Here is a 26,369-nt window from a genome sequence, read left to right as displayed (position 1 = left end):
TTATCCGTCAATAAATACGTCGGCTAAGGCTTTATGGCAAAGCAGTAGCGACAGGCTTTCCAGTTCAGCCCACACAGACTGACCGAAATCCTGCTTCAAAGTAAGTTCCGCACGCGTCAGCAGGGTGACCGCCTGACGTAACTGGTCACCGCTCAAGCGATTAATCGCGTCGCCCACCAGACCACGGCGATTCTGCCAGACACGATGTTTATCAAACAGTGCGCGCAGCGGCGTATGAGCGCTCTGGCGCTTGATGTTCACCAGTAGCAGCAGTTCGCGTTGCAGCGTACGCAGCAAAATGACCGGCTCACTGCCTTCAAGCCGCAGCTGTTGCAGGATATGCAGGGCACGTTTGCTTTTTCCCGCCAGCAGGGCATCAACCCAGTGGAAGGGCGTAAAGTGCGCGGCATCATTCACCGCCTGTTCCACGCGTGGCAGAGTCAGTTTACCGTCCGGCCACAGCAGCGATAAGCGTTCCAGCGCCTGTGACAACGCCAACAGGTTGCCTTCGTAGCAGTAACACAATAGCTGGCTGGCCGGTTCATCCAACTGAATATTGAGCTGTTTCGCGCGCGTCGCCAGCCAGCGGGGAAGCTGGGCTTGCTCTGGCGTCTGACAGCTTACCTGAACGGCATTGCTGGCAAGAGTGCTCACCCATGCGGCATTTTCCTGCGCTTTGGTGAGTTTGTTACCGCGTATAATGAGCAACAGATCGTCATGCAGCAGCGAAACCAGGCGCGTTAACTGTTCGTTGATCGCAGCATTCGGGCCGTTTTCCGGCAGCAGCAGTAACAGCGTCTGGCGGCTGGAGAACAGGCTCAGGGCCTGGCTTAGCGAGAAGATCTCGTTCCAGTCGGTGCTGGCGTCGAGGGAAAAGGTGTGATGCTCGATAAAGCCCTGTTCAGTGGCCGCATGGCGCACGGCGTCCTGGCTCTCCTGAAGCAGTAACGGATCGTTACCGAGCAGCAGATACGCCGCGCGCAGCCCTTCAGAGAGCTGCGCGCGGAGTTGTTCTGGATACAACCGAATCATCAGTTACCCAGAGTGGTGGAGACGCGGCCAGGGCCAATCGGCGATTCTTCCGCCATTGGTACGGTATCTGGCGCCGTTTTACTGTCGGCGATGTGTACGCTCGGCAGTTTACGGATCAGCTGTTCAGCCGCTTTATCGTACATTTCGTTGATGATAATCGTCTGCTCGGCATCTTTCGCCAGCGCACGCTGCGGGTTATCGAAGAACGAACGGTACACTTTGGTCGAGATCGGGAAGATATCCTGACCCGGGATCAGCACCGACGCACGCACGGTTAATACCATCTGGTATTCCGCCGTCTGCCCGTTCTGGAACACGGATGCCGTATCTTTCGAAATGCCGGAGCTGATAATACGCAGCGACGGCACATCTTTACGCAGAGTGCTGTCTTCCAGCAGGGTGATGTCGTTCAGACGCAGCTGATTACGCACCGCACGGCTTAACGGGCCGTTCGGATCGCCGGACTGGAAGATCATCGTTTTCATTTCGCTGGGCACCTGCGTCGTACTACGCAAGTGCCAGCCGCATCCGGCGGTGACCAGCACCGCCAAAGATAACAACAGAGTTGTCAGATATCGCACGCTTCCTCCCGCGCTTAGCCCACGACCAGGTTAAGGAGTTTACCCGGCACGTAAATCACTTTACGCACGGTAACGCCATCAAGGTATTTCGCGACCAGGTGTTCCTGGCCTGCACGTTCACGCACCTGTTCTTCGGTCGCGTCAACGGCCACGGTGATTTTACCGCGTACTTTACCGTTCACCTGGACGACGACCAGCGTGGTGTTTTCTACCATCGCTTTTTCGTCAGCCACCGGCCACGGTGCGTTGTCGATATCGCCAACACCTCCCAGCTCACGCCACAGGGTGAAGCTGGCGTGCGGCGTGAACGGGTTGAGCATACGCACAACCGCCAGCAGCGCTTCCTGCATCAGGGCGCGATCCTGCTCACCTTCTACCGGGGCTTTTGCCAGTTTGTTCATCAGCTCCATGATCGCCGCGATCGCGGTGTTGAAGGTCTGACGACGACCGATATCATCGGTGACTTTGGCGATAGTTTTATGAACGTCACGGCGCAGCGCTTGTTGATCTTCGCTCAGCGCATCGACGTTCAGTGCCGCAACCGGGCCCTGAGAGGTGTGCTCGTAAACCAGTTTCCAGACACGTTTCAGGAAGCGGTTAGCCCCTTCGACGCCGGATTCCTGCCATTCCAGGGTCATATCCGCCGGGGATGCAAACATCATGAACAGACGAACGGTGTCTGCGCCGTAGCGCTCAACCATCACCTGCGGGTCGATACCGTTGTTTTTGGACTTGGACATTTTGCTCATGCCGGTATACACCAGCTCATGGCCTGCCGCGTCCTTCGCTTTCACGATACGACCTTTCTCGTCACGTTCAACGATAGCATCAACCGGAGAAACCCAGTTACGCTCACCGTTCTCGCCAACATAGTAGAAGGCATCAGCCAGCACCATGCCCTGACACAGCAGCTGTTTAGCCGGTTCGTCAGAGTTCACCATGCCTGCATCGCGCATCAGTTTGTGGAAGAAGCGGAAGTAGAGCAGGTGCATGATGGCGTGTTCGATACCGCCAATGTAGATGTCTACCGGCAGCCAGTAGTTGGCCGCATCGGAATCCAGCATGCCTTCCTGATACTGCGGGCAGGTGTAACGCGCGTAGTACCAGGAAGATTCCATAAAGGTGTCAAAGGTGTCGGTTTCACGCAGCGCAGGCTGACCGTTAACGGTGGTTTTCGCCCACTCAGGGTCAGCTTTGATTGGGCTGGTGATGCCGTCCATAACCACATCTTCCGGCAGAATAACCGGCAGCTGATCTTCTGGCGTTGGAATAACGGTGCCATCTTCCAGGGTTACCATCGGAATCGGCGCGCCCCAGTAACGTTGACGGGAAACACCCCAGTCGCGCAGACGGTAGTTCACTTTACGTTCGCCCACGCCCATTGAGGCCAGTTTGTCGGCGATGGCGTTAAAGCCGTCTTCATAGCTCAGACCGTCGAATTCGCCGGAGTTGAACAGGGTGCCTTTTTCGGTCAGCGCCTGCTCGGAGAGATCCGGTTTCGAACCGTCTGCCGCCAGGATAACCGGCTTGATGTTCAGACCGTATTTGGTAGCGAACTCATAGTCGCGCTGATCGTGACCCGGAACGGCCATGACCGCGCCCGTGCCGTATTCCATCAGAACAAAGTTAGCCGCCCAAACCGGAATGGCTTCGCCGGTCAGCGGGTGAATCGCTTTAAAGCCGGTGTCGACGCCTTTTTTCTCCATGGTCGCCATATCGGCTTCGGCCACTTTGGTGTTACGGCATTCATCAACGAAAGCCGCCAGCGTCGGGTTGTTGGCAGCAGCCTGCTGAGCCAGCGGGTGGCCTGCGGCTACAGCCAGGTAAGTACAACCCATAAAGGTGTCTGGACGGGTAGTGTAGACGGTCAGCTTATCGGCGTAGTCGTTTACGTCGAAGGAGATTTCCACACCTTCGGAACGGCCAATCCAGTTGCGCTGCATGGTTTTCACCGTGTCAGGCCAGTGATCCAGCGTATCCAGATCGTTCAGCAGTTCGTCAGCGTAAGCGGTGATTTTGATAAACCACTGCGGGATCTCTTTACGCTCAACTTTGGTATCACAGCGCCAGCAGCAGCCGTCTATAACCTGTTCGTTCGCCAGTACGGTCTGGTCGTTCGGGCACCAGTTGACCGCAGAGGTTTTTTTGTAGACCAGGCCTTTTTTATACAGTTCGGTGAAGAATTTCTGCTCCCAACGGTAATATTCCGGGGTACAGGTCGCCAGCTCGCGGCTCCAGTCATAGCCGAAGCCCAGCATTTTGAGCTGGTTTTTCATGTAGGCGATATTGTCATACGTCCACGGAGCCGGTGCCGTATTGTTTTTAACCGCGGCACCTTCTGCCGGCAGACCGAACGCATCCCAACCGATCGGTTGCAGCACGTTTTTGCCCAGCATGCGCTGATAACGGGCGATCACGTCACCGATGGTGTAGTTACGCACGTGGCCCATGTGTAGTCGACCAGAAGGATAAGGAAGCATCGACAGGCAGTAATACTTCTCTTTGCTCTCGTCTTCAGTTACTTCAAAGGTACGCTTCTCGTCCCAATGTTGCTGGACTTTCGATTCTATCTCTTCCGGGCGGTATTGCTCTTGCATGGCAGCCAGTGGTCCTGTTTTCAATACAGCTACGATGTAGCCAATGGATGTGGTAATCAGATCCGCATAGCATAGCCCAAAGCGCATCGTCAAAACAGCCTTTCACACATTATGGCGATGAAAAGCCCGGACACGGATTTACGAACTCTGTGGGGTAGCTGACAGAGTAGTGAAGAAATAAGGTCTATTATAAGAGTAGGTTAACTGCCCGGGAGAGGAAACAATGAACAAGGTTGCTCAATTTTACCGCGAACTGGTGACGACGCTGACCGAACGTCTACGCAACGGCGAGCGTGATATCGATGCGCTGGTGGAACAGGCGCGTGCGCGGGTTATTCAGACCGGCGAGTTAACGCGAACGGAAGTGGACGAACTGATTCGTGCCGTCAGGCGCGACCTGGAAGAGTTCGCTATGAGCTACAGCGAAAGCCAGGACGATGAAGAAGACAGCGTATTTTTACGCGTCATCAAAGAGAGTATCTGGCAGGAGCTGGCGGATATCACCGATAAAACGCAGCTGGAATGGCGCGAAGTCTTTCAGGATCTCAATCACCACGGCGTGTATCACAGCGGTGAGGTGGTCGGGCTGGGCAATCTGGTGTGCGAGAAGTGCCACTTCCACCTGGCGGTATATACGCCGGACGTGCTGCCACTGTGCCCGAAATGCGGGCATGATCAGTTCCAGAGAAGGCCGTTTGAGCCCTAAGGATGTGTGCCGGATGCGCTACGCTTATCCGGCCTACAATATGGCTTCTCCGTAGGCCCGGTAAGCGAAGCGCCACCGGGCATTTTTTATTGGTAGAATGCCAATCTTTCCGCCAGCAAATCCACAAACCCCTGACGATCCACATCAACCATCACTCGCGCGTTTGGCTGATTGCCGGTGAGGAAGTAGTAATCCACCACCGTCATGCCCTGGGTATATTTCCCCTGCGTTTCCACACCAACCCAACGCTCTACCGTGGTAAACAGCTCGGGTTTCAGTAGCCAGGCGATGGTGCACGGATCGTGCAGCGGCGCGCCGACAAAGCCCCATTTCTCATCTTTGTGATACTCGAAGAAGAAATCGAGCAGCTCGGCAACGATGGTGGAAACCGGGTTACCAATGGCGCGGAATCGCTCCGTATCTTCGATGTGAATTTGCGCTTTGTGGGTGACGTCCAGACCTGCCATCACCACCGGAATGGCAGACTGGAAGACAATTTCTGCCGCTTCCGGGTCAACATAGATATTGAATTCAGCGGCAGGCGTCCAGTTACCGAGGCCCATTGCCCCACCCATAATCACAATTTGCGCAATCTTCGCGTGCAGTTCCGGGTGGCTATTAAGCAGCAGGGCGACATTCGTTTGTGGGCCGGTGGAAACAATCGTAACCGGCTGGTCGCATTCGCGCAGGGTTTTCGCCATTAACTCAACGGCGGTACAACTCAGCGGGGCAAAACCGGGTTCCGGCAGCGTTGGGCCATCGAGACCGCTTTCTCCGTGTACATTATCGGCAATAATCAGTTTACGCATCAGTGGCTTAATCGCACCGCCCGCCACCGGAATATCGGTACGTTTCAGCAGCGTGAGCATGCGCAGCACGTTACGCAGGGTTTTGTCCGGCGTTTGGTTTCCTGCGGAGGAGGTAATGGCTTTGACGTCCAGTTCCGGGGAGGCGAGGGCCAGCACGATGGCAATGGCATCGTCGTGTCCTGGGTCGCAGTCGAGTATGATTGGGGTTGCCATAGTTACTCCTTGTCTGGTCAGGTATTTTTTTGCGACAAGGGTAGCGCTGCGTGGCAATGCATTCGAGGAGATGTGCAGAAAAGCGTGAAGCGGCGCGCACTCTGAAGCACGCGCCGAAAAGATTAATGCAGAATTTTCGCGAGGAAGTCTTTGGCGCGTTCCGATTTCGGGTTGGCGAAGAAGGCCTCTTTTTCGGAGTCTTCGACGATTTTCCCTTCATCCATAAAGATCACCCGGTTCGCCACTTTACGGGCAAAGCCCATTTCGTGGGTTACCACCATCATGGTCATGCCTTCGTTGGCCAGTTCGACCATAACGTCCAGTACTTCGTTGATCATCTCAGGATCGAGCGCTGAAGTCGGCTCATCAAACAGCATCGCCACCGGATCCATACACAGCGCGCGGGCGATCGCCACACGTTGCTGCTGACCGCCGGAAAGCTGGGACGGGAACTTATTGGCATGCGCGGAAAGGCCCACGCGCTCCAGCAGTTTTAGCCCTTTTTCGCGGGAGGCGTCTTTATCGCGCTTCAGCACTTTTACCTGCGCCAGCGTCAGGTTTTCGATAATCGACAAATGCGGGAACAGCTCGAAATGCTGGAACACCATCCCAACCTTCGAGCGCAGGGATGCAAGGTTGGTTTTTTTATCGTTAACCTGAATCCCGTTCACCAGGATCTCGCCTTTCTGTACCGGCTCAAGGCCATTCACCGTTTTAATCAGCGTCGATTTCCCGGAGCCTGACGGGCCGCAGACGACCACGACTTCACCTTTTTTCACCTCGGTGGAGCAGTCGGTCAGCACCTGAAATTGACCATACCATTTAGAAACATTTTTCAGGGTAATCATTGAACTGTCCTTCTTTTCAAGTAGCTGACCAACAACGAAGCACTCAGGCTAATCACAAAATAAACGGCGCCGGCAAACAGGATCATTTCGACCTGGGTTCCATCACGCTCACCGATGGTGGACGCGGTACGGAAGAAATCGGCAAGACTTAAGACATACACCAGCGAGGTATCCTGGAACAGGACGATCCCCTGGGTGAGCAGCAGCGGCACCATCGCGCGGAACGCCTGCGGCAGAATGATGAGCTTCATTGACTGCCAGTGGGTCATCCCGAGTGCCAGTGCGGCGCTGGACTGACCGCGCGAAATACTTTGAATACCGGCGCGGATAATTTCCGAGTAGTAGGCGGCTTCAAACATCGAGAACGCCACCATCGCGGAGATCAGGCGGATATCGGTTTTCGGCGAGAGCCCCAGCACATCCTGCAGCAGCCCCGGTACAATCAAATAAAACCACAGCAGTACCATCACCAGTGGGATGGAGCGGAAAACGTTAACGTAGGTTTTAGCAAACCAGGAAATCGGCGCGAAGGTCGACAGGCGCATCACCGCAAGGATGGTGCCCCATACAATACCGACGATCACAGCCGTTACGGTAATTTTCAGCGTTACCACCAGCCCGGCAAGCAGATAGGGCAGGGAAGGAACGATGGAACTCCAGTCAAACTCGTACATTATTTGCCTCCCATATTGCCCGGCAGGCGAACTTTACGTTCCACCAGAGTCATCACCAGCATAATGAAGGCGTTGATCAAGACATAAGCAAGGGTAATTGCGGTGAACGATTCCCAGGCGTGGGCCGAGTAATCCAACAGTTTACCTGCCTGCGCCGCCATATCGACCAGGCCGATGGTCGAGGCGATGGCGGAGTTTTTCACCAGGTTCATCATCTCTGAGGTCATCGGTGGCACAATAACGCGGTAGGCGTTCGGCAGGAGCACATAACGGTAGGTCTGCGGTAGGGTTAAGCCCATCGCCAGGCCGGCGTTTTTCTGCCCACGCGGCAGCGACTGAATCGCTGCGCGTACCTGCTCGCACACGCGTGCCGCGGTAAAGAGGCCAAGACAAATCATCGATGAGAGGAAGAACTGAATATTGGGATCCAGCTCTGCTTTAAACCACATCCCCAGATCTTCCGGCAGCAATTCCGGCACGACCAGGTACCAGGTAAAGAACTGTACGATCAGCGGGACGTTACGGAAGAGTTCAACGTACAGCGTGCCGATACCCGAAAGAAAGCGGTTAGGGACGGTACGCAGGATGCCGAACAGGGAGCCAACGAAGAAAGCGATAATCCAGGCGGTAATCGACAGGGCGACGGTGACCTGAAAACCACTCCATAGCCAGCCAAGATAGGTGGTGTTGCCGAACGGGGCTTGCTGAAGAAATATCCCCCAGTTCCAGTCTATTGACATAAATCTACTCCAGAAAAAAAAGGGTAGCAGTGCTACCCTCGAAGATTGGTGAACGGCGTACTGCGATATTCGGGCCCGGCGGGGAACGACCGCCAGACCTGTAGTCTGTCCGTGCTATTCAACAATCGAGAGGGCAGGTAGTCCCGCCCTGGTTGTTATAATTAGTTCAGAGCTTTGTCATTCGGGTCTTTAAACAGGGCCTTCATCTCGTCAGACAGTTCAAAGTTCATGTTCAGGTTCTTCGGTGGGATTGGGTTTTTGAACCACTTATCAAACCATTTAGCCGCTTCACCGGAGGTTTGCGCCTGAGCGATGGTGTCATCCATCAGTTTTTTGAAGTCCGGATCGTTTTTACGCAGCATACAGCCGTAGGCTTCCTGCGACTGAGGCTTGCCGACGATCTCCCAGTTGTCTGGTTTTTTCGCTTTCGCGCGCTCACCGGCCAGCAGGGCGTCATCCATCATAAATGCCACCGCACGACCGCTTTCCAGGGTACGGAAGGAGTCACCGTGGTCTTTAGCGCTGATGATGCGCATATCCATCTTCTGTTCGTCATTCAGCTTATGCAGCAGAATTTCAGAGGTGGTACCGGAGGTTACAACAACCGCTTTGCCTTTCAGATCCGCGAAGTCTTTAATATCGCCGCCTTTTTTGGTCAGAAGACGAGTACCGACGACAAAGATGGTGTCAGAGAAAGCCGCTTGTTTCTGGCGTTCGAGGTTGTTGGTGGTCGAGCCACACTCAAAATCGAAAGTGCCGTTTTGCAGTAGCGGGATACGGTTCTGGGAGGTGATTGGAATCAGTTTGACCTGAAGGTCAGGTTTGTTCAGCTTCTTCTTCACGGCTTCAACGATGGCGTTGGAGTAATCCTGAGAATAGCCGACCACTTTTTGCTGGTTGTCGTAGTAAGAGAACGGAACGGAAGATTCACGGTGTCCGACAACGATCACGCCGTTTTTGGCGATTTTGTCCAGGGTGCTACCTGCTGCCGGCGCATCTTCTGCGTGTGCCGCCCCGGCGCATAATCCCATCGCCAGCATAGCAGCGGTCAGTTTACGTAATTGCATATCCAACTCCTTTATCCTCTGCGTCATCGACGCATAGATACCCATTGTGATGTTTGTGTTGTTATCGTCTGCAATTTCAGCGTGCAGCGTTATCTGTGTTTGTTAACATTTAGTGTGGCTTAATGTAAAGAATTTGCTGATTTATTGTTTATTTTTGCGAACTGCACCGCACCGTTTTGAGGCAAAAATCGCAGATTGCACTAAAGAGGTGCTACCGGTGATTCGTTTTGGTGCTACCAGGTTGCGCTCATGCAGAATTCGTTACTGCCTGTATTGATTAAGCAATTGGCGTGCCAGAATGGGGAGTAGGGGGGCGCTGATGCCCTCACCCTGACCTCTCCCACAGGGAGAGGGAGAAAATCCGCGCAGGGCGTAAAAAGGGGGGGCGAACAGTCCCCTCTCCCCGTGGGAGAGGGGTAGGGTGAGGGGATTACTTCCGACGCTGACGCAAACTCATCACCAGCGCACCAAAGCCAAACAGCGCGGTCAGTGCCCACAGCGGCCAGTTGCCGGTGCGTGCATACGGCGTTAAGCCGGTCGTTGGTGTCACGGTGGTGGTTAACACCTGGCGGGTAAATTGTGGAATCATCGCCTGAATCTCGCCCTGCGGGCCAATTACGGCGGTGATGCCGTTATTGGTGCTGCGCAACAGCGGGCGAGCCAGCTCCAGCGAACGCATACGCGCCATCTGGAAATGCTGCCACGGGCCGATTGACTTACCAAACCACGCATCGTTAGAGATGGTCAGCAGGAAGTCTGTATCCGGGCGGAAATTATCGCGCACCTGCTCGCCGAGAATAATCTCATAGCAAATTGCCGCCGTCAGCTTCAGGTTGTGCGCCAGCAACTGCGGCTGGACATAAGCGCCCCGGCTGAAAGAGGACATTGGCAGGTCGAAGAACGGCGCCAGCGGGCGCAGAATCGATTCCAGCGGGACAAACTCACCAAACGGGACGAGGTGATTTTTATTGTAGCGGTTCTTCGATTCGTAGCTGTACGGGCTGTCTTTACCCAGCGTGATGATAGTGTTGTAGGTATCGTAACGGTTCTGCTTATTCAGACGCGCATCAACGATACCGGTCACCAGCGTGCTGTCTTTAGAGCGCAGCAGATCGTCCATCATGCGCAGGAAGTTCTGCTGATTAATCTCCAGATCCGGGATTGCCGATTCCGGCCAGATAATCAGTTGCGATTTACCCATCTCTGGCTGCGTGGCATTGAGATAAATTTTCAGCGTGTTAATGAGCTGATTTTCATCCCACTTTAATGACTGCGCGATATCCCCCTGCACCAGAGAAACCTGTGTCGCGCGCTGTGGTTCAAGCTGATACCACTGAATGTAACGCAGCGGGAAGGGCAGCGCGAAGAGCATGATGGCAACAACCGCAGGACGCCAGTTACGGGTACAGGCCGCGAGCACCAGTAAACCGCTGACTGCCATCAGCAGGAAGTTAATCGCTTCGACACCCATAATCGGCGCAATGCCTTTAAGTGGGCCGTCAATCTGACTGTAGCCAAACTGCAACCATGGGAAGCCGGTCAGCACCCAACCGCGCAGGAATTCAGTGATTTGCCATACCACGGGTGCGGCAATGGCGACGCGTATCCAGGTGGCTTTCGGCCACAGTCGCGACAGAATACCGCTAAACAACCCGGTATAAAGCGACATATAAGCAGCCAGCAGCGCCACGAGGAAAACGTTAATCGGCCCTGGCATACCGCCAAACTGGGCGATGCTGACATAAATCCAGTGAATACCTGAGCCGAACAGCCCCAGCCCCCAGAAGTAGCCAATCCAGGCGCTTTGTAGTGGGCGGCGATTGAAGGTGAGCCCTTGCAAGCCCATTAAGGAGATGAGCGCGGCAGGCCAGAAGTCATAAGGAGAAAAAGCCAGCGTACCGCTGGCTCCGAATAACAGCGCCAGCAGTAAGCGCACGCGCTGGCGTTCAATAAGAGAGGCAAATACCATTTAGGCGAAATGTCCTGTTAGTTTAGTCTTCCATTTTCGGCTGTGGCGCGTCATCAGGAAGTTTGACATGAACCTGAATGATACGGCGGCTGTCCGCCATTGCCACTTTGAATTGGTAACCGTCGATGTCGATGGTCTCGCCGCGTGCCGGCAGATGACCAAACGCCTGCATCACCAGCCCGCCGATGGTATCGACTTCTTCATCGCTGAAATGGGTGCTGAAGGCTTCGTTGAAATCTTCGATAGAGGCCAGCGCGCGCACCGTCCAGGTGTGGCGGCTGAGCTGACGGAAGTCGATATCATCTTCTTCGTCGTACTCATCTTCAATTTCACCGACGATCAGTTCCAGAATATCTTCGATGGTGACGAGGCCGGAGACGCCGCCAAACTCATCGATAACAATCGCCATGTGATAGCGCTGCGAGCGGAACTCTTTGAGCATCCGGTCAACCCGTTTGCTCTCAGGCACGACAACCGCCTGGCGTAACACTTTGTCCATGCTGAAGGCTTCGGCATCGCTGCGCATAAACGGCAGCAAGTCTTTGGCCATCAAAATCCCTTCGATGTGATCTTTGTCTTCGCTGATCACCGGGAAACGGGAGTGCGCAGATTCGATGATGACGTCGAGACATTCATCAAGGGTCTGGTTACGTTTCAGGGTAATCATCTGGGAACGCGGGATCATGATATCGCGAACGCGCTGGTCGGCGATGTCCATTACCCCTTCGAGCATATCGCGCGTATCTTCGTCGATAAGGTCGTTCTGCCCGGAATCACGGATCAGCTCCAGCAGTTCGTCGCGGTTTTTCGGTTCACCGTGGAAAAGCTGGCTGAGTAAGAGGGAGAAAAATCCCTTTTTGCTGCTTACTGTGTCACTACTGTGTGAATTGTCGTCGCTCATGGCGTCGTTTGGGTTCTCATGGTTAGTTAATCTGGGCCGCCACGCGCAAATTCAGCGTTGGGCGGCAATAAGGCACTGACGGGCCGAAACCCGACAGTTACTCTTTCTCGGCAATGTACGGATCCTCATAGCCCAGAGCAAGCATTATCTCCGTTTCGATGCCTTCCATCTCTTCGGCTTCGTCATCTTCGATATGGTCGTAGCCCAGCAGATGCAGGCTGCCGTGCACCACCATGTGCGCCCAGTGGGAATCAAGCGACACATTCTGCTCTTTGGCTTCACGCTCAACCACCTGACGACAAATGATGAGATCGCCCAGCAGCGGCATCTCCATTCCCGGCGGTGCTTCAAACGGGAAAGAGAGCACGTTGGTTGGCTTGTCCATCCCGCGATAGGTCAGGTTGAGTTCATGGCTTTCCGCAGTATCCACCAGGCGAATCGTCACTTCTGATTCTTCCTGAAATTGTGGGATAACGGCATCCAGCCATGTCTGAAATTGACTTTCGTCGGGCAGACCGGTGTTGTCTTCACAGGCCAACTGGAGATCGAGGATCACCTGACTCATTTCTGCTCCTGTTCCTGAGCTTCGCGTTTTCTTTCCGCAGCCAGCTCAGCTTTACGTTTTTGTTCTGCTTCTTCCCAGGCTTCATAGGCGTTAACGATACGCGCCACGACCGGGTGACGTACCACGTCTTCGCTGTGGAAGAAGTTAAAGCTGATTTCATCGACGTTCGCCAGCACTTCAATGGCGTGGCGCAGGCCGGATTTGGTGTTACGCGGCAGGTCAATCTGGGTAACGTCGCCGGTGATCACCGCTTTCGAGTTAAAGCCAATACGCGTCAGGAACATCTTCATCTGTTCGATGGTGGTGTTCTGGCTTTCATCGAGAATGATAAACGCGTCGTTCAGCGTGCGCCCGCGCATGTAGGCCAGCGGGGCCACTTCAATCACGTTGCGCTCAATCAGTTTTTCCACTTTCTCAAAGCCGAGCATCTCGAACAGCGCGTCGTACAGTGGACGCAGGTACGGGTCAACTTTCTGGCTTAAATCCCCCGGCAGGAAGCCGAGCTTTTCACCGGCTTCTACCGCCGGACGCGTGAGCAGAATACGGCGGATTTCCTGACGTTCCAGCGCATCGACTGCCGCCGCGACCGCCAGATAGGTTTTACCGGTACCTGCCGGGCCTACGCCAAAGGTGATGTCGTGATCAAGAATATTGGCGATGTACTGCGCCTGGTTCGGCGTACGCGGTTTAATCACGCCGCGTTTGGTTTTGATATTGACCGCTTTACCGTACTCCGGCACGCTTTCGGCGCTCTGTTCCAGCACGCGCGCTTCTTTAATGGCGAGGTGGATTTGCTCCGGTTCGATATCCTGAATCTGGCCGCGCATCGGAGCGGTGTCGACATACAGACTGCGCAGAATATCTGCCGCAGCGGTGACGCAAATCGCGCGTCCGGTGAGTTTGAAATGGTTGTCACGACGGTTAATTTCGATGCCCAGTCGCCGTTCAAGCTGTTTGATGTTGTCATCAAACGGGCCGCAAAGGCTCAGCAAGCGGGCGTTGTCTGCTGGTTCCAGCGTAATTTCGCGAGTGTCTATGTTCAAACTGTTCCTCTTTCATGTTTGCCGGAAAGCAATACGCGTATCCGGCCTACGATTAGGCTCATCCCGACAATCGGGTCATCATTGATGAAATTATTCACGCCAGCGAATAAAGGCGCAAGCATTGCAGTGGATATTTGGGTGAAAGGCAGAGAAAACAAGGCCTGCCGGAGCGGCAGGCCGAAAGGTTTACGGCTGATAAACGCCGACGCCCAGATCATTCTCTTTACGGGTACGAGAAATGACGGACTCCGGTGATTCGACCACACGTAGCCCCATTTCATCTTCCGTACGCACCACTTTGCCGCGCAGTGAGTTGGTGTAGACATCCACAATTTCGACATCGACAAATTTACCGACCATATCCGGGGTGCCTTCAAAGTTCACCACACGGTTATTTTCGGTGCGTCCGGTCAGTTCCATCACGCTCTTACGTGACAAACCTTCCACCAGAATACGCTGGGTGGTGCCGAGCATGCGACGGCTCCACGCCATGGCCTGCTGATTAATACGCTCCTGCAGAATGTACAGACGCTGTTTTTTCTCCTCTTCCGGTACGTCATCCACCATATCAGCGGCTGGCGTACCCGGACGGGCGGAGAAAATAAAGCTGTAGCTGACGTCGAAATTCACTTCGCCAATCAGCTTCATGGTCTGCTCGAAGTCCTGCGTTGTTTCGCCCGGGAAGCCGACGATAAAGTCAGAGCTAATCTGAATATCCGGACGCGCGGCGCGCAGCTTGCGGATAATCGATTTGTACTCCAGCACGGTGTGGGTACGACCCATCAGGTTCAGTACGCGGTCGGAACCGCACTGGACCGGCAGATGCAGGAAGCTCACCAGTTCCGGGGTATCGCGATATACATCAATGATATCGTCAGTAAACTCGATAGGGTGGCTGGTGGTGAAACGCAGGCGGTCGATGCCGTCGATGGCGGCGACCAGGCGCAGCAGTTCGGAGAACGAGCCGGTTGTGCCGTCATAGTTCTCACCACGCCAGGCGTTAACGTTCTGGCCGAGCAGGTGAATTTCACGCACGCCCTGTGCCGCCAGTTGCGCCACTTCAAACAGAATATCGTCGCACGGACGGCTAACTTCTTCACCGCGGGTGTACGGCACCACGCAGTAAGTACAATATTTGTTGCAGCCTTCCATAATGGAAACAAAGGCGGTTGGGCCTTCTGCGCGCGGTTCCGGCAGACGATCAAACTTCTCGATTTCCGGGAAGCTGACATCGATGACCGGGCGGCGGTTGCCACGCACGGTATCAATCATCTCAGGCAAGCGGTGTAAGGTTTGTGGGCCAAAAATAATGTCGACGTAGTGTGCACGCTGACGGATCAGCTTCCCTTCCTGAGAAGCCACGCAGCCGCCTACACCAATAATCAGCTTCGGATTTTTTTCCTTTAATAATTTCCAGCGGCCTAACTGGTGGAAGACTTTTTCCTGAGCCTTCTCGCGGATTGAGCAGGTATTCAACAGCAGCACATCCGCTTCTTCAGCCACATCAGTGAGTTGATACCCATGAGTGGCATCCAGCAGATCGGCCATCCTGGATGAATCATACTCATTCATCTGACAGCCCCAGGTTTTAATATGGAGTTTTTTTGTCATCGACTCGCTCTTGCTCAAATGTTTAAACCCCGAAAATGGCGGGGAAATAGCCAGGAATGCAGGGCGCGTATTGTAATGCTTTGACGCGGTTGTGACCAGTATGACCTCAAGCGGCGCAAAATCCGGTAAACTTAAGGCATTAACGGTTAAGGATAATTGACTATGACAATTCAGCAAACAGACATCGTCGTGGTAGGTGGTGGGATGGTCGGCGGCGCGCTGGCGTTAGGGCTGGCGCGGGAAGGGTTCTCCGTCACCGTGCTGGAGAAATCGGCACCTGCTGCGTTTGATCCGGCATCGCCGCCGGATGTGCGCATTTCGGCCATCAGCGCTGCGTCCGTATCGCTCCTGCGCGGGCTTGACGTCTGGGATGCGATTCAGGCAATGCGTGTGCATGCCTGGCGTCGCCTGGAGACCTGGGAGTGGCAAAACGCGCACGTGGTGTTTGATGCCGCTGAGCTGAAGCTGCCGCAACTGGGCTACATGGTCGAGAATAATGTCTTGCAGCTGGCGCTGTGGCAGGCGCTGGAAGCGCATCCGCAGGTCACGCTGAAAATCGGGCAAACGCTCAGTGCAATGACGATGGACGCCGGGCGACGTCTGGTGACGCTGACGGAAGGCGAGACGCTTTCCGCGCGTCTGGTGGTCGGCGCGGACGGCGCATTTTCGCAGGTTCGTCAGATGGCTGGAATTGGCACGCATGGCTGGCAGTATCCGCAATCCTGCATGCTGATCACCGTGCAGTGTGAAAACGATCCCGGTGACAGCACCTGGCAGCAGTTTTCCCCAACCGGGCCGCGGGCGTTTTTACCGTTGTTCGGGAACTGGGCGTCGCTGGTGTGGTATGACACGCCGGCGCGGATTCGCCAGTTGCAGACGCTCACCATGGCGCAGCTGCAACAGGAAATTCATACTCATTTTCCGCAGCGTTTAGGAAACGTCACGCCGGTTGCCGCTGGTTCGTTCCCGCTGACGCGTCGTCACGCGTTGCAGTACGTCCAGCCGGGGCTGGCGCTGGTGGGCGATGCAGCACATACCATCCATCCGCTGGCGGGGCAGGGGGTGAATCTGGGCTATCGTGACGTGGATGCGCTGATTGACGTGCTGGCGAATGCGCGCGGTTATGCCGAAGATTGGGCCAGTGAAACGGTGCTGAAGCGCTATCAGGCGCGCCGCCTCGCAGATAATTTCCTGATGCAGTCAGGTATGGATCTTTTCTACGCGGGATTCAGTAACGATCTCAGCCCGCTGAAGGTTGTGCGCAACATTGGGTTAATGGCTGCCCAGCGCGCAGGTGTGCTGAAACGTCAGGCGCTGAAGTATGCGTTAGGGTTGTAATTTTCGTGGGCCGGATAAGCGCAGCGCATCCGGCACTTCCCCTGAATGACAAAAACAAAAAAGCCCGCCGAAGCGAGCTTTTTTGTTTTATATGGCTGGGGTACGAGGATTCGAACCTCGGAATGCCGGAATCAGAATCCGGTGCCTTACCGCTTGGCGATACCCCAACAGGGTGCGCTCACAACGTGAACGTCTTTTGAAAATGGCTGGGGTACGAGGATTCGAACCTCGGAATGCTGGTATCAGAAACCAGAGCCTTACCGCTTGGCGATACCCCAACAAGTCTTGCAAGTTTACCGAAAGAATCGATAAATTTCTAATTTGGTGGCTACGACGGGATTCGAACCTGTGACCCCATCATTATGAGTGATGTGCTCTAACCAACTGAGCTACGTAGCCAATTTACTGCTTTCTTCGATGGCTGGGGTACCTGGATTCGAACCAGGGAATGCCGGTATCAAAAACCGGTGCCTTACCGCTTGGCGATACCCCAATACCGTCGCGGTTATCCGCACATATCGAAGAAAAATGGCTGGGGTACCTGGATTCGAACCAGGGAATGCCGGTATCAAAAACCGGTGCCTTACCGCTTGGCGATACCCCATCCGTGCAACGCTTATTGGTGAATGGTGCGGGAGGCGAGACTTGAACTCGCACACCTTGCGGCGCCAGAACCTAAATCTGGTGCGTCTACCAATTTCGCCACTCCCGCAAAAAAAGATGGTGGCTACGACGGGATTCGAACCTGTGACCCCATCATTATGAGTGATGTGCTCTAACCAACTGAGCTACGTAGCCATCTTTTTTTCGCGTTACCTTATCGGCGTTGCGGGGCGCATTATGCGTATTGAGCTTTGTAGCGTCAACCTCTTTTTCAAGGAAAATTGCCGGAATGTGACTGTTTGGTTAGGTTGCGAACAGCGTGATGGAATATTCGGCAAAAATTGGTTACTTCGTGTTTTTATACGCGCCATGAAGCTGTTATTTCAGCGTAAAGGATGATTCAGGGAATTCAACAATTGTACTGCGAAATCGACCTATTCATCTGCGATGCGGCTTATGCTGAACATGGCCTGAGGGTGTATATGGGCAGGATATAAAAAGGGGAATGAAAAAGCCCCGGATATCTCCGGGGCTTACAAGATACAGGCAATTATTTGTAGGCTGACTGGTGTACGCCCACCGCACGACCAGACGGATCGTCCATCGTTTTGAACGCTTCATCCCATTCAATCGCTTTCGCAGAAGAGCACGCAACTGACGGGCCCCCCGGCACGCATTCTGCAGCGCTCGGCACCGGGAACAGCTCTTCGAAGATTTCACGGTACAGATAACCCTCTTTCGAGCTCGGCGTGTTGTACGGGAAACGGAAGTGTGCGGTTTCCAGTTGCTGATCGGTAACCTGTTTTGCCGCCACTTCTTTCAGCGTGTCAATCCAGCTGTAACCTACGCCATCAGAGAACTGCTCTTTCTGACGCCACGCGACGCTTGCCGGCAGGTAGGATTCAAAACATTCACGCAGAACGTGTTTTTCCATTTTGCCGTTGCCGCACATTTTGTCCTGCGGGTTGATGCGCATCGCCACGTCGAGGAATTTTTTATCCAGGAACGGAACACGCGCTTCGACGCCCCAGGCCGACATCGCTTTGTTGGCGCGTGCGCAGTCGTACATGTGCAGCGCCTGCAGTTTACGCACGGTCTCTTCGTGCAGCTCTTTGGCGTTTGGCGCTTTATGGAAGTAAAGGTAACCGCCAAACACTTCGTCAGAACCTTCGCCAGAGAGCACCATTTTGATACCCATCGCTTTGATTTTACGCGACATCAAATACATCGGGGTGGAGGCGCGAATCGTCGTCACATCATAAGTTTCGATGTGATAGATAACATCGCGAATAGCATCCAGGCCTTCCTGCACGGTGAAGTGAATTTCATGGTGCACAGTGCCAAGGTGGTTTGCCACTTCCTGTGCAGCTTTCAGGTCAGGCGACCCTTCCAGACCGACGGCGAAGGAGTGCAACTGAGGCCACCAGGCTTCAGAGCGTTCCCCATCTTCCACGCGACGTGCAGCGAATTTTTTGGTGATGGCGGAAATCACGGAGGAATCCAGACCACCGGAGAGCAGTACGCCGTAAGGCACGTCAGACATCAGGTGGCTTTTCACTGACTCTTCCAGCGCCTGACGCAGTGCGTTTTTATCGGTAACGTTGTCTTTTACCGCGTCATAATCGAACCAGTCGCGGTGATAATACTGACGAATTTCGCCATCTTTGCTCCACAGGTAGCTGCCTGCCGGGAACTCTTTGATGGTGCGGCAAACCGGGGTCAGCGCTTTCATTTCAGAGGCAACATAGAAGTTACCGAATTCGTCGTAACCCATATACAGCGGGATAATGCCGATGTGGTCACGACCAATTAGATAGGCATCTTTTTCGCTGTCGTAGAGGGCGAAAGCAAACATTCCCTGCAAATCATCAAGGAATTCCGGGCCTTTTTCCTGATACAGCGCGAGGATCACCTCGCAGTCAGAACCGGTCTGGAACGGGTAGCGGTCAGCGTATTCCGCGCGCAGTGCCTGATGGTTGTAGATTTCACCGTTCACGGCCAGCGCATGCGTTTTCTTTTCGTTATACAGCGGCTGCGCACCGGCGTTGACGTCGACAATCGACAAACGTTCGTGCGCCAGAATAGCTTTATCGCACGCATAAATGCCCGACCAGTCCGGGCCGCGGTGACGCATCAGGCGGGAGAGCTCCAGCGCTTTTTTACGCAGCTCGCCCGCGTCAGTTTTAATATCCAGTACACCAAAAATCGAACACATAGACTTCTCCGTTAACCCTGTAATGTCGTGAAATTGTTGTGGCTATGGGTTAAAAAATGCCGTAAAGCGCAAGAGGGCGCAAGCGTTTTAGGGGCTGAAAAAGAAATAGTGCAACAGGAGTTAATGGATGCTGAAAAATGGACAGGTTATGAACGATGGAATTAGCGGATCAACAATAATTTGGTGTTTTTATTGAATGAATCGATGGTTACGAGTGTTGCCGGATAAGCAACATGTCATCCGGCAACCTAACGACTTAAATCACATCGATTTCCGCAACCGATGGATAAATCCACGAAGGGCGGAACGGCATGCTGTCGATATCGTCCAGCGTCGAGACGCCAGAAAGCACCAGAATGGTTTCGAGCCCGGCCTGGAAGCCCGCCAGAATATCGGTACGCAGGTTATCGCCGACAATCACCGTCTGCTCCGAGTGCGCCTGCATTTTGTTCAATGCCGCGCGAATAATCCACGGGCTTGGTTTACCCACGTAGAAAGGCTTGCGGCCGGAAATCTTTTCGATGCCCGCGCACAGCGCGCCGCAGGCCGGATAAAAGCCGCGACCGTGGGTATCCGGGTTGGTAGCAATAAAGCGCGCGCCGTTGGCGACGAAGAAGGCCGCTTTGTGCATCATCTCCCAGTTGTAGGAGCGGGTTTCGCCGACGATCACAAAATCCGGATTCACATCGGTGATGGTAAAACCGGCTTTATAAAGTTCGTGGATCAGCGCGCCTTCCCCGACAACGTAAGCTTTTTTCCCTTCCTGACGACGCAGGAAATCGGCGGTGGCCATCGCGGAGGTATAAAACACGCTGTCCGGCACGTTAACGCCTGCGGTGGCAAAACGGTTCGCCAGATCCTGCCCGGTTTGGGAAGGATAGTTGGTCAACAGTACCAGCGGCAGGCCTTTCTCCAGAATTCGTGTTAGAAATTCTGCGGCACCGGGTACGGCCACGTTATCGTGCATCAGCACGCCGTCGATATCACAAATTACATTCTGAATGGTCATGGACTACCTGACATGGTCTGAAAGAGGCGTAATTATACACGGAATTACGCAGGCTGCCTTGCGAGAGGCAGCCTGCGCGCAAGAGGATTAACCTTCCAGCAAATGCTGTAACAGAATCCCGTTGAGCATCGCACGTTTGACCAGCGCAAACGCGCCAATCGCGGAGCGGTGATCGAGCGTAGAGCGCACCACCGGCAGATTTTTGCGGAACGCCTTCAGTGCCTGGGTGTTAATGCAGCCTTCGATAGCAGGCAGCAAAATACGTTCAGCTTCGGTGATTTCACCGGCAATGACAATTTTCTGCGGATTGAACAGGTTAATCGCAATAGCGATGGTTTTACCTAAATGACGTCCTACATGCTCAAGCACTTCCGTTGCCAGCGCATCACCCTTAGTGGCGGCTTTGCAGATGGTTTTGATAGTGCAATCATCAAGCGTCACGCGGCTCTGATAGCCCTGTTCCAGCAGGTGACGCACGCGGTGTTCAATGGCGGCGTTGGCGGCGACGGTTTCCAGACAGCCGAAGTTACCGCAGTGGCAGCGCTCGCCCAGCGGATCGACCTGGATATGGCCGATTTCACCGACGTTACCATTACGACCAATAAAAATGCGCCCGTTAGAGATAATCCCGGCGCCGGTTCCCCGATGCACACGCACCAGAATAGAGTCTTCACAGTCCTGACTTGCACCGAAGTAGTGCTCTGCCAGCGCCAGGCTGCGGATATCGTGGCCGACGAAACAGGTAACCTTGAAGCGTTTTTCCAGCGCGCCAACCAGTCCCCAGTTTTCTACCGCAATGTGCGGCATATAGCGGATCACGCCACTTTCAGGGTCAACCAGTCCGGGCAAAATTACGGAAATAGCAATCAGCTCGCGAATTTTGCGCTGGCAGGTTTCTATAAAGGTGGCGATGGTATTGAGCAGCGCATGTTCCAGCGTTTCCTGGGTACGCTCGGGCAGGGGGTAGTGCTCTTCAGCCACCGCTTTACTGCTGAGATCGTAAAGGGTGAGCGTCGCATCGTGACGGCCAAGGCGCACGCCGATGGTGTGAAAATTGCGGGTTTCGGTGACGATAGAGATAGCGCGGCGGCCCCCGGTGGAGGCCTGTTGATCGACTTCTTTAATCAATCCGCGCTCAATAAGCTGACGCGTAATTTTGGTTACGCTGGCGGGAGCAAGCTGGCTCTGTTCGGCGATTTGAATGCGCGAGATTGGCCCATGCTGGTCAATCAGGCGGTAAACGGCCGCACTGTTAAGCTGTTTTACGAGGTCAACATTACCAATTTGAGCTTGTCCGCCTGATGTCATACTTTCGCTTACTCAGTTAACGACCTCGTTACCATTAACGATGGTCTTGGTGATTTTATAATCGCGCGTGAACGCGGTCAGGTTTGCGGTCATGCCCGGGGCAATCTGACCCAGATGCCCATCAACGCCAATTGCGCGAGCCGGGTAGAGTGTCGCCATACGCAGCACTTCATCCAGTGCAATGCCGCAGTGCTCGACCAGGTTGCGAACGCCTTCAATCATGGTCAGAGAGGAGCCGCTTAACGTACCGTTTTCATCTACGCATAAACCGTTACGGTAGTATATTGTTTTACCAGCAAAAATGAACTGATCAATATTTGCACCTGCCGGCGCAGTGGCGTCCGTAACCAGACACAGTTTCTCACCTTTCAGGTGTTTGGCGTTACGGATGTTGGCGTAGTTGACGTGCAGGCCATCAGCGATGATCCCGCAGTAGACATCGGCATTGTCAAAAATGGCGCCCGCCAGACCCGGTTCGCGGCCGCTGATGTACGGCATCGCGTTATAAAGGTGGGTGGCAAACGTAATGCCCGCGCGGAAGCCGGTTTTGGCTTCTTCCAGCGTCGCATTGGAGTGACCCGCAGAAATCACGATCCCTGCGGCAACCAGTTTACGGATAACTTCAGGCTCCACCATTTCCGGGGCCAGGGTGATTTTGGTAATCACGTCCGCGTTTTCGCACAGGAAGTCGACCAGCGAGGCTTCTGGCTTGCGGATATAGACCGGGTTATGGGTGCCTTTCTTAATAATGTTCAGCCACGGCCCTTCCAGATGAAGGCCCAGCGCCTGATTAGGATGTTTGGCCAGGTACTCGCGCATCACGCGCACGCCCTGTTTCATAAGATCGTCGCTACAGGTGATAAGCGTTGGCAGATAGCTGGTGCAGCCCGATTTTTCGTTGGCTTTCTGCATGATTTCCAGCGTTTCAACGCTTACGGCTTCTGCTGTATCGTTGAACTGCACGCCGCCGCAGCCGTTCAGCTGAACGTCGATAAAACCAGGGGCAATAATGGCGCCGTTGACTGAACGTTGTTCAATATCTGACGGTAATTCTGCCAGCGGGCAGAGACGTTCGATAAGGCCATTAGCGATAATAATCGCGTGGTCATCCAGAATTTCGCGGCCAGTGTAAATCCGACCATGAGTTAATGCATACATTACGACCCCCGGGTTTCTAAAAAGCGCCCTGCACATACCGCAGGGCGATAATACATTACAGACCTTTGATGTTTTCTGCTTCCAGTTCGTTGAAATATTTCAACGTTTTCACTTTCAGCTCCATCGTAGACGGCTCATCGCAGACCATAACGGCTTTCGGATGCAGCTGCAGGCAGCTGATGGTCCACATATGGTTGACGTTGCCTTCTACGGCCGCCTGCAGCGCCTGAGCTTTCTGGTTGCCCAACACCAGAATCATCACTTCTTCCGCGTCCAGCAGGGTGCCCACGCCAACGGTCAGCGCATATTTTGGAACCAGAGAGACGTCGCCGTCAAAGAAACGGGAGTTCGCCACGCGGGTTTCGTGTGTCAGAGTTTTGATACGGGTACGGGAAGCCAGAGACGAGGCCGGTTCGTTGAACGCGATGTGACCATCGTTGCCCACGCCGCCCATAAACAGGTGGATTTTGCCGTAAGAACGAATTTTTTCTTCATAACGACGGCATTCTGCGTCAATATCTGCGGCATTACCATTCAATAGGTTGATGTTTTCAGCCGGAATATCCACGTGGTCGAAGAAATTACGGTGCATGAAGCTGTGATAGCTTTCCGGATGCTCTTTCGGCAGGCCCACGTATTCGTCCATGTTGAACGTTACAACGTGTTTGAAGCTAACCTGGCCCGCTTTATGCATTTCTACCAGTGCCTTATAGGCAGTCAGCGGCGTGCCGCCAGTCGGCAGACCCAGCACGAACGGACGATCGGCGGTCGGGTTGAACGCGTTGATGCGGTTAACGATATGACGCGCGGCCCATTTGCCCACTTGTTCTGCTGTAGCCAGGGGAATCAGTCTCATTGTTCACCTCAATAGTTAATTTAAAAAGGTCGTGGATTGACGAATGCTTATCTTAAAGCGTAACGCACTTTCGCGGTAACAAGGGGTCAATCCGCTTTGATTTTTTGAATGATAAAATAAGTTTTGCGAGTTAGCCAGCAAAAGGGAGGGGGTATAGCGATATTTGGTGACAAAAATCACAAAAAAAGGGTGTTTAATTTGCGATACGAATTAATTTTTCACACACTCCACATGTCAATGAATAATTCGTCGTACTTATCAGTTGTAACACTATAAAAAACAGCAAAGCGTGAGCCTAACGGGGTCTCATAGGGGGAATAAAGTGAGTATTCTAGGTTATTTACAAAAGGTCGGTCGCGCCCTGATGGTGCCGGTCGCCACGCTGCCTGCGGCGGCAATTTTGATGGGGGTTGGTTACTGGATCGACCCTGTCGGCTGGGGTGGCGATAACGCCCTTGCCGCGTTCTTCATTAAGTCTGGCTCGGCCATTATTGATAACATGTCCGTCCTGTTTGCCATTGGTGTGGCTTATGGGATGTCGAAAGATAAAGACGGTGCTGCGGCGCTGACTGGCTTCGTAGGCTTCCTGGTGTTGACTACGTTATGTTCTCCGGCGGCAGTGGCGATGATCCAAAAAATCCCGGCGGACCAGGTTCCGGCGGCGTTCGGTAAGATCAGTAACCAGTTCGTGGGTATTCTGGTCGGTATTATCTCTGCGGAACTCTACAACCGCTTTAGCAGCGTTGAGCTGCCGAAGGCGCTGTCGTTCTTCAGCGGTCGCCGTCTGGTGCCGATTCTGACCTCCTTTGTGATGATCGTGGTCGCCTTTATTCTGATGTACATCTGGCCGGTGATTTTCGACGGTCTGGTGAACTTCGGTGAGCACATCCAGAAGCTGGGCTCCGTTGGTGCGGGCGTTTACGCCTTCTTCAACCGCCTGCTGATCCCGGTTGGCCTGCACCACGCGCTGAACTCCGTGTTCTGGTTTGACGTCGCGGGCATTAACGACATTCCTAACTTCCTCGGTGGCGCACAGTCTATCGAAGCGGGTAAAGCGGTAGTCGGTATCACCGGTCGTTATCAGGCGGGCTTCTTCCCAATCATGATGTTCGGCCTGCCGGGTGCCGCGCTGGCTATCTATCACTGCGCGCGTCCTGAGAACAAAGCGAAAGTGCTGGGTATCATGATGGCGGGGGCTTTCGCGGCATTCTTCACCGGGATCACCGAGCCGCTGGAGTTCTCCTTCATGTTCGTGGCACCGGTACTGTACGTGATCCACGCCTTCCTGACCGGTATCTCCGTGTTCATCGCGGCCAGCATGCAGTGGATTGCCGGTTTCGGCTTCAGCGCCGGGCTGGTGGATATGGTGCTCTCCTCGCGTAACCCGCTGGCGACACACTGGTGGATGCTTATCCCGCAGGGCCTGGTGTTCTTCGTTATCTACTACGTGGTGTTCCGTTTCACCATCACCAAATTCAACCTGATGACCCCGGGTCGCGAGCTGGCGGTTGCCGGCAGCGAAGCGGATGGTCAGGACACCAATGTAGGCAGCGATAAAGAGCAGGATGTTTCCGGCCTGGCGCGTCAGTACATCGCCGCGATTGGCGGTTCTGACAACCTGACCGGCATTGATGCCTGTATCACCCGTCTGCGTCTGAACGTGAAAGACTCTTCTCTGGTGAACGACGCGATGGCGAAACGTCTGGGCGCATCCGGCGTGATTCGCCTGAACAAAACCAGCGTGCAGATTATCGTTGGCTTCGTGGCAGAGAAAATCGCCAACGCGATGAAAACCACAGGCCCGGTCGCGGCGGCAGAAGCCACTGCGGCACCGGCAGCAGCGCCTGCGGCCAAACCGCAAGCTGTGCCCAATAACAGCACCGTGATTGCCGAGCTGGTTTCCCCGGTCACCGGTGACGTGGTGGCGCTGGAAGAGGTGCCAGACGAAGCCTTTGCCAGCAAAGCGGTAGGTGACGGCGTTGCGGTTAAACCAACGGATAAAACCGTGGTTTCCCCGGCGGCGGGCACTATCGTTAAAATCTTTAACACCAACCATGCGTTCTGCCTGGAAACCGAGAAAGGCGCGGAAATCGTTGTCCACATGGGTATCGATACCGTTGCGCTGAACGGCCAGGGCTTTACTCGCCTGGTGGAAGAGGGTGCAGAAGTGAAAGCAGGTCAGCCGGTTCTGGAAATGGATCTCGACTACCTGAACGCCAATGCACGTTCAATGATTAGCCCGGTGGTGTGTAGCAACATCGACGACTTCAGCGGCCTGGTGATTAAGGCGCAGGGTCATGTCGTCGCAGGGCAAACAGCGCTGTATGAAATTAAAGGTAAATAATCGCTCCTGAGTTCGCGATTGCCTTAAGCGGCGGGGGACTATCCTCCGCCGCTTTTTTTTGCAGCAAATGATCCCCATATTCCTCTTCAAAGACGCATTTTCTGTAAGTTAAGGGTTGTCTCTGCGTCCGGCTTATAAGATCATACGCCGTTATACGTTATTTACGCTTTTGAGGAATCCAC

Annotated in this window: 21 protein-coding genes and 7 tRNA genes; 3 read left to right on the top strand and 25 right to left on the bottom strand. The window is 54.2% G+C overall.

Annotated elements, in window-relative coordinates; translation table 11 throughout:
• The 3 genes from holA to leuS are packed head-to-tail and all read right to left on the bottom strand — an operon-like array spanning position 1 to position 4,210.
• The gene (gene holA, locus ACOXYR_RS15055) at positions 1 to 1,032 is read right to left on the bottom strand and encodes a DNA polymerase III subunit delta (RefSeq protein ID WP_108473929.1); all 1,032 of its coding nucleotides are present in this window, start codon (positions 1,030 to 1,032) and stop codon (positions 1 to 3) included.
• Positions 1,032 to 1,613, bottom strand: a complete 582-nt coding sequence (lptE, locus tag ACOXYR_RS15050) for an LPS assembly lipoprotein LptE (protein WP_108473928.1) — start codon at positions 1,611 to 1,613, stop codon at positions 1,032 to 1,034. The genes holA and lptE overlap by 1 nt, the downstream gene beginning before the upstream one ends.
• 14 nt (positions 1,614 to 1,627) lie before the next feature.
• Positions 1,628 to 4,210: a leucine--tRNA ligase gene (gene leuS / locus ACOXYR_RS15045; RefSeq protein WP_189623399.1), complete on the bottom strand. Its 2,583-nt coding sequence runs from the start codon at positions 4,208 to 4,210 to the stop codon at positions 1,628 to 1,630.
• 223 nt (positions 4,211 to 4,433) lie between these two features.
• Between leuS and ACOXYR_RS15040 the strand changes: the two genes are divergently transcribed.
• On the top strand, positions 4,434 to 4,916 hold the full coding sequence (locus ACOXYR_RS15040; RefSeq protein ID WP_108473927.1) for a zinc ribbon-containing protein: 483 nt from the start codon (positions 4,434 to 4,436) through the stop codon (positions 4,914 to 4,916).
• Positions 4,917 to 5,002: 86 nt separating this feature from the next.
• Here the strand turns inward: ACOXYR_RS15040 and rihA are convergent, their stop codons facing one another.
• From rihA to miaB, 10 genes are all read right to left on the bottom strand, one after another.
• Positions 5,003 to 5,938, bottom strand: coding sequence for a pyrimidine-specific ribonucleoside hydrolase RihA (gene rihA / locus ACOXYR_RS15035; RefSeq protein WP_421356089.1), 936 nt, complete (start codon positions 5,936 to 5,938; stop codon positions 5,003 to 5,005).
• 122 nt (positions 5,939 to 6,060) lie between these two features.
• Positions 6,061 to 6,786 carry an amino acid ABC transporter ATP-binding protein gene (locus ACOXYR_RS15030; protein WP_108473925.1) on the bottom strand — a complete coding sequence of 242 codons (726 nt, stop codon included), beginning with the start codon at positions 6,784 to 6,786 and terminating at the stop codon, positions 6,061 to 6,063.
• Positions 6,783 to 7,460 (bottom strand): glutamate/aspartate ABC transporter permease GltK, encoded by a 678-nt coding sequence (gltK, locus tag ACOXYR_RS15025; protein ID WP_015965370.1) that lies wholly within the window; start codon positions 7,458 to 7,460, stop codon positions 6,783 to 6,785. Before gltK ends, ACOXYR_RS15030 begins: the two co-directional genes overlap by 4 nt.
• Positions 7,460 to 8,200 carry a glutamate/aspartate ABC transporter permease GltJ gene (gene gltJ, locus ACOXYR_RS15020; protein WP_015965369.1) on the bottom strand — a complete coding sequence of 247 codons (741 nt, stop codon included), beginning with the start codon at positions 8,198 to 8,200 and terminating at the stop codon, positions 7,460 to 7,462. The genes gltK and gltJ overlap by 1 nt, the downstream gene beginning before the upstream one ends.
• A gap of 161 nt (positions 8,201 to 8,361) precedes the next feature.
• Positions 8,362 to 9,267: an amino acid ABC transporter substrate-binding protein gene (locus tag ACOXYR_RS15015; protein WP_113857517.1), complete on the bottom strand. Its 906-nt coding sequence runs from the start codon at positions 9,265 to 9,267 to the stop codon at positions 8,362 to 8,364.
• A 430-nt stretch (positions 9,268 to 9,697) separates the two neighbouring features.
• Positions 9,698 to 11,236 (bottom strand): apolipoprotein N-acyltransferase, encoded by a 1,539-nt coding sequence (gene lnt, locus ACOXYR_RS15010; RefSeq protein WP_421356088.1) that lies wholly within the window; start codon positions 11,234 to 11,236, stop codon positions 9,698 to 9,700.
• Between the two features lie 22 nt (positions 11,237 to 11,258).
• Entirely contained in the window at positions 11,259 to 12,137 is an 879-nt protein-coding gene (corC, locus tag ACOXYR_RS15005; RefSeq protein ID WP_015965366.1) for a CNNM family magnesium/cobalt transport protein CorC, read from the bottom strand.
• 97 nt (positions 12,138 to 12,234) lie between these two features.
• Positions 12,235 to 12,702 carry an rRNA maturation RNase YbeY gene (gene ybeY / locus ACOXYR_RS15000; RefSeq protein ID WP_108473921.1) on the bottom strand — a complete coding sequence of 156 codons (468 nt, stop codon included), beginning with the start codon at positions 12,700 to 12,702 and terminating at the stop codon, positions 12,235 to 12,237.
• Positions 12,699 to 13,745, bottom strand: a complete 1,047-nt coding sequence (locus tag ACOXYR_RS14995) for a PhoH family protein (protein ID WP_108473920.1) — start codon at positions 13,743 to 13,745, stop codon at positions 12,699 to 12,701. The genes ybeY and ACOXYR_RS14995 overlap by 4 nt, the downstream gene beginning before the upstream one ends.
• A gap of 186 nt (positions 13,746 to 13,931) precedes the next feature.
• A complete protein-coding gene (miaB, locus tag ACOXYR_RS14990) occupies positions 13,932 to 15,356 on the bottom strand; it encodes a tRNA (N6-isopentenyl adenosine(37)-C2)-methylthiotransferase MiaB (protein ID WP_108474102.1) in 1,425 nt (474 codons plus the stop codon).
• 162 nt (positions 15,357 to 15,518) lie between these two features.
• On the opposite strand from miaB, the gene ubiF reads away from it, so the two are divergent.
• A complete protein-coding gene (gene ubiF, locus ACOXYR_RS14985) occupies positions 15,519 to 16,694 on the top strand; it encodes a 3-demethoxyubiquinol 3-hydroxylase (protein ID WP_421356087.1) in 1,176 nt (391 codons plus the stop codon).
• Between the two features lie 92 nt (positions 16,695 to 16,786).
• On the opposite strand, the gene ACOXYR_RS14980 is transcribed toward ubiF, so the two are convergent.
• The 12 genes from ACOXYR_RS14980 to nagB form a co-directional block, all read right to left on the bottom strand.
• Positions 16,787 to 16,861: transfer RNA gene (locus ACOXYR_RS14980), tRNA-Gln, on the bottom strand.
• 36 nt (positions 16,862 to 16,897) lie between these two features.
• Positions 16,898 to 16,972: transfer RNA gene (locus ACOXYR_RS14975), tRNA-Gln, on the bottom strand.
• Between the two features lie 44 nt (positions 16,973 to 17,016).
• Positions 17,017 to 17,093, bottom strand: a tRNA-Met gene (locus ACOXYR_RS14970).
• Positions 17,094 to 17,112: 19 nt separating this feature from the next.
• A tRNA-Gln gene (locus ACOXYR_RS14965) sits at positions 17,113 to 17,187 on the bottom strand.
• A 36-nt stretch (positions 17,188 to 17,223) separates the two neighbouring features.
• Positions 17,224 to 17,298 (bottom strand) — tRNA-Gln (locus ACOXYR_RS14960).
• Positions 17,299 to 17,321: 23 nt separating this feature from the next.
• Positions 17,322 to 17,406, bottom strand: a tRNA-Leu gene (locus tag ACOXYR_RS14955).
• Positions 17,407 to 17,415: 9 nt separating this feature from the next.
• A tRNA-Met gene (locus tag ACOXYR_RS14950) sits at positions 17,416 to 17,492 on the bottom strand.
• Positions 17,493 to 17,847: 355 nt separating this feature from the next.
• Entirely contained in the window at positions 17,848 to 19,512 is a 1,665-nt protein-coding gene (gene asnB / locus ACOXYR_RS14945) for an asparagine synthase B (protein WP_421356255.1), read from the bottom strand.
• 256 nt (positions 19,513 to 19,768) lie between these two features.
• On the bottom strand, positions 19,769 to 20,521 hold the full coding sequence (gene nagD / locus ACOXYR_RS14940; RefSeq protein ID WP_108473917.1) for a ribonucleotide monophosphatase NagD: 753 nt from the start codon (positions 20,519 to 20,521) through the stop codon (positions 19,769 to 19,771).
• An 87-nt stretch (positions 20,522 to 20,608) separates the two neighbouring features.
• Positions 20,609 to 21,829, bottom strand: coding sequence for a DNA-binding transcriptional regulator NagC (gene nagC / locus ACOXYR_RS14935; RefSeq protein ID WP_108473916.1), 1,221 nt, complete (start codon positions 21,827 to 21,829; stop codon positions 20,609 to 20,611).
• Positions 21,830 to 21,841: 12 nt separating this feature from the next.
• The gene (nagA, locus tag ACOXYR_RS14930) at positions 21,842 to 22,987 is read right to left on the bottom strand and encodes an N-acetylglucosamine-6-phosphate deacetylase (RefSeq protein WP_421356254.1); all 1,146 of its coding nucleotides are present in this window, start codon (positions 22,985 to 22,987) and stop codon (positions 21,842 to 21,844) included.
• Between the two features lie 55 nt (positions 22,988 to 23,042).
• Positions 23,043 to 23,843, bottom strand: coding sequence for a glucosamine-6-phosphate deaminase (gene nagB, locus ACOXYR_RS14925; protein WP_015965356.1), 801 nt, complete (start codon positions 23,841 to 23,843; stop codon positions 23,043 to 23,045).
• A 322-nt stretch (positions 23,844 to 24,165) separates the two neighbouring features.
• Between nagB and nagE the strand changes: the two genes are divergently transcribed.
• Positions 24,166 to 26,187, top strand: coding sequence for an N-acetylglucosamine-specific PTS transporter subunit IIBC (gene nagE, locus ACOXYR_RS14920; protein WP_407732333.1), 2,022 nt, complete (start codon positions 24,166 to 24,168; stop codon positions 26,185 to 26,187).
• Positions 26,188 to 26,369: the final 182 nt, after the last annotated feature.

This window comes from Pseudocitrobacter faecalis, from assembly GCF_965231525.1.
Lineage (GTDB): Bacteria > Pseudomonadota > Gammaproteobacteria > Enterobacterales > Enterobacteriaceae > Pseudocitrobacter > Pseudocitrobacter faecalis.
The sequence above is the reverse complement of the archived record's forward strand: the minus strand, read 5'-3'. Positions and strand labels throughout refer to the sequence as shown.

Coding starts and splice junctions, on each gene's coding strand:
- holA (WP_108473929.1), bottom strand. CDS start 1,032: ATGATTCGGTTGTATCCAGAACAACTCCGCGCGCAGCTCTCTGAAGGG.
- leuS (WP_189623399.1), bottom strand. CDS start 4,210: ATGCAAGAGCAATACCGCCCGGAAGAGATAGAATCGAAAGTCCAGCAA.
- ACOXYR_RS15040 (WP_108473927.1), top strand. CDS start 4,434: ATGAACAAGGTTGCTCAATTTTACCGCGAACTGGTGACGACGCTGACC.
- rihA (WP_421356089.1), bottom strand. CDS start 5,938: ATGGCAACCCCAATCATACTCGACTGCGACCCAGGACACGACGATGCC.
- ACOXYR_RS15030 (WP_108473925.1), bottom strand. CDS start 6,786: ATGATTACCCTGAAAAATGTTTCTAAATGGTATGGTCAATTTCAGGTG.
- gltK (WP_015965370.1), bottom strand. CDS start 7,460: ATGTACGAGTTTGACTGGAGTTCCATCGTTCCTTCCCTGCCCTATCTG.
- gltJ (WP_015965369.1), bottom strand. CDS start 8,200: ATGTCAATAGACTGGAACTGGGGGATATTTCTTCAGCAAGCCCCGTTC.
- ACOXYR_RS15015 (WP_113857517.1), bottom strand. CDS start 9,267: ATGCAATTACGTAAACTGACCGCTGCTATGCTGGCGATGGGATTATGC.
- lnt (WP_421356088.1), bottom strand. CDS start 11,236: ATGGTATTTGCCTCTCTTATTGAACGCCAGCGCGTGCGCTTACTGCTG.
- corC (WP_015965366.1), bottom strand. CDS start 12,137: ATGAGCGACGACAATTCACACAGTAGTGACACAGTAAGCAGCAAAAAG.
- ybeY (WP_108473921.1), bottom strand. CDS start 12,702: ATGAGTCAGGTGATCCTCGATCTCCAGTTGGCCTGTGAAGACAACACC.
- miaB (WP_108474102.1), bottom strand. CDS start 15,356: ATGACAAAAAAACTCCATATTAAAACCTGGGGCTGTCAGATGAATGAG.
- ubiF (WP_421356087.1), top strand. CDS start 15,519: ATGACAATTCAGCAAACAGACATCGTCGTGGTAGGTGGTGGGATGGTC.
- asnB (WP_421356255.1), bottom strand. CDS start 19,512: ATGTGTTCGATTTTTGGTGTACTGGATATTAAAACTGACGCGGGCGAG.
- nagD (WP_108473917.1), bottom strand. CDS start 20,521: ATGACCATTCAGAATGTAATTTGTGATATCGACGGCGTGCTGATGCAC.
- nagC (WP_108473916.1), bottom strand. CDS start 21,829: ATGACATCAGGCGGACAAGCTCAAATTGGTAATGTTGACCTCGTAAAA.
- nagA (WP_421356254.1), bottom strand. CDS start 22,987: ATGTATGCATTAACTCATGGTCGGATTTACACTGGCCGCGAAATTCTG.
- nagB (WP_015965356.1), bottom strand. CDS start 23,843: ATGAGACTGATTCCCCTGGCTACAGCAGAACAAGTGGGCAAATGGGCC.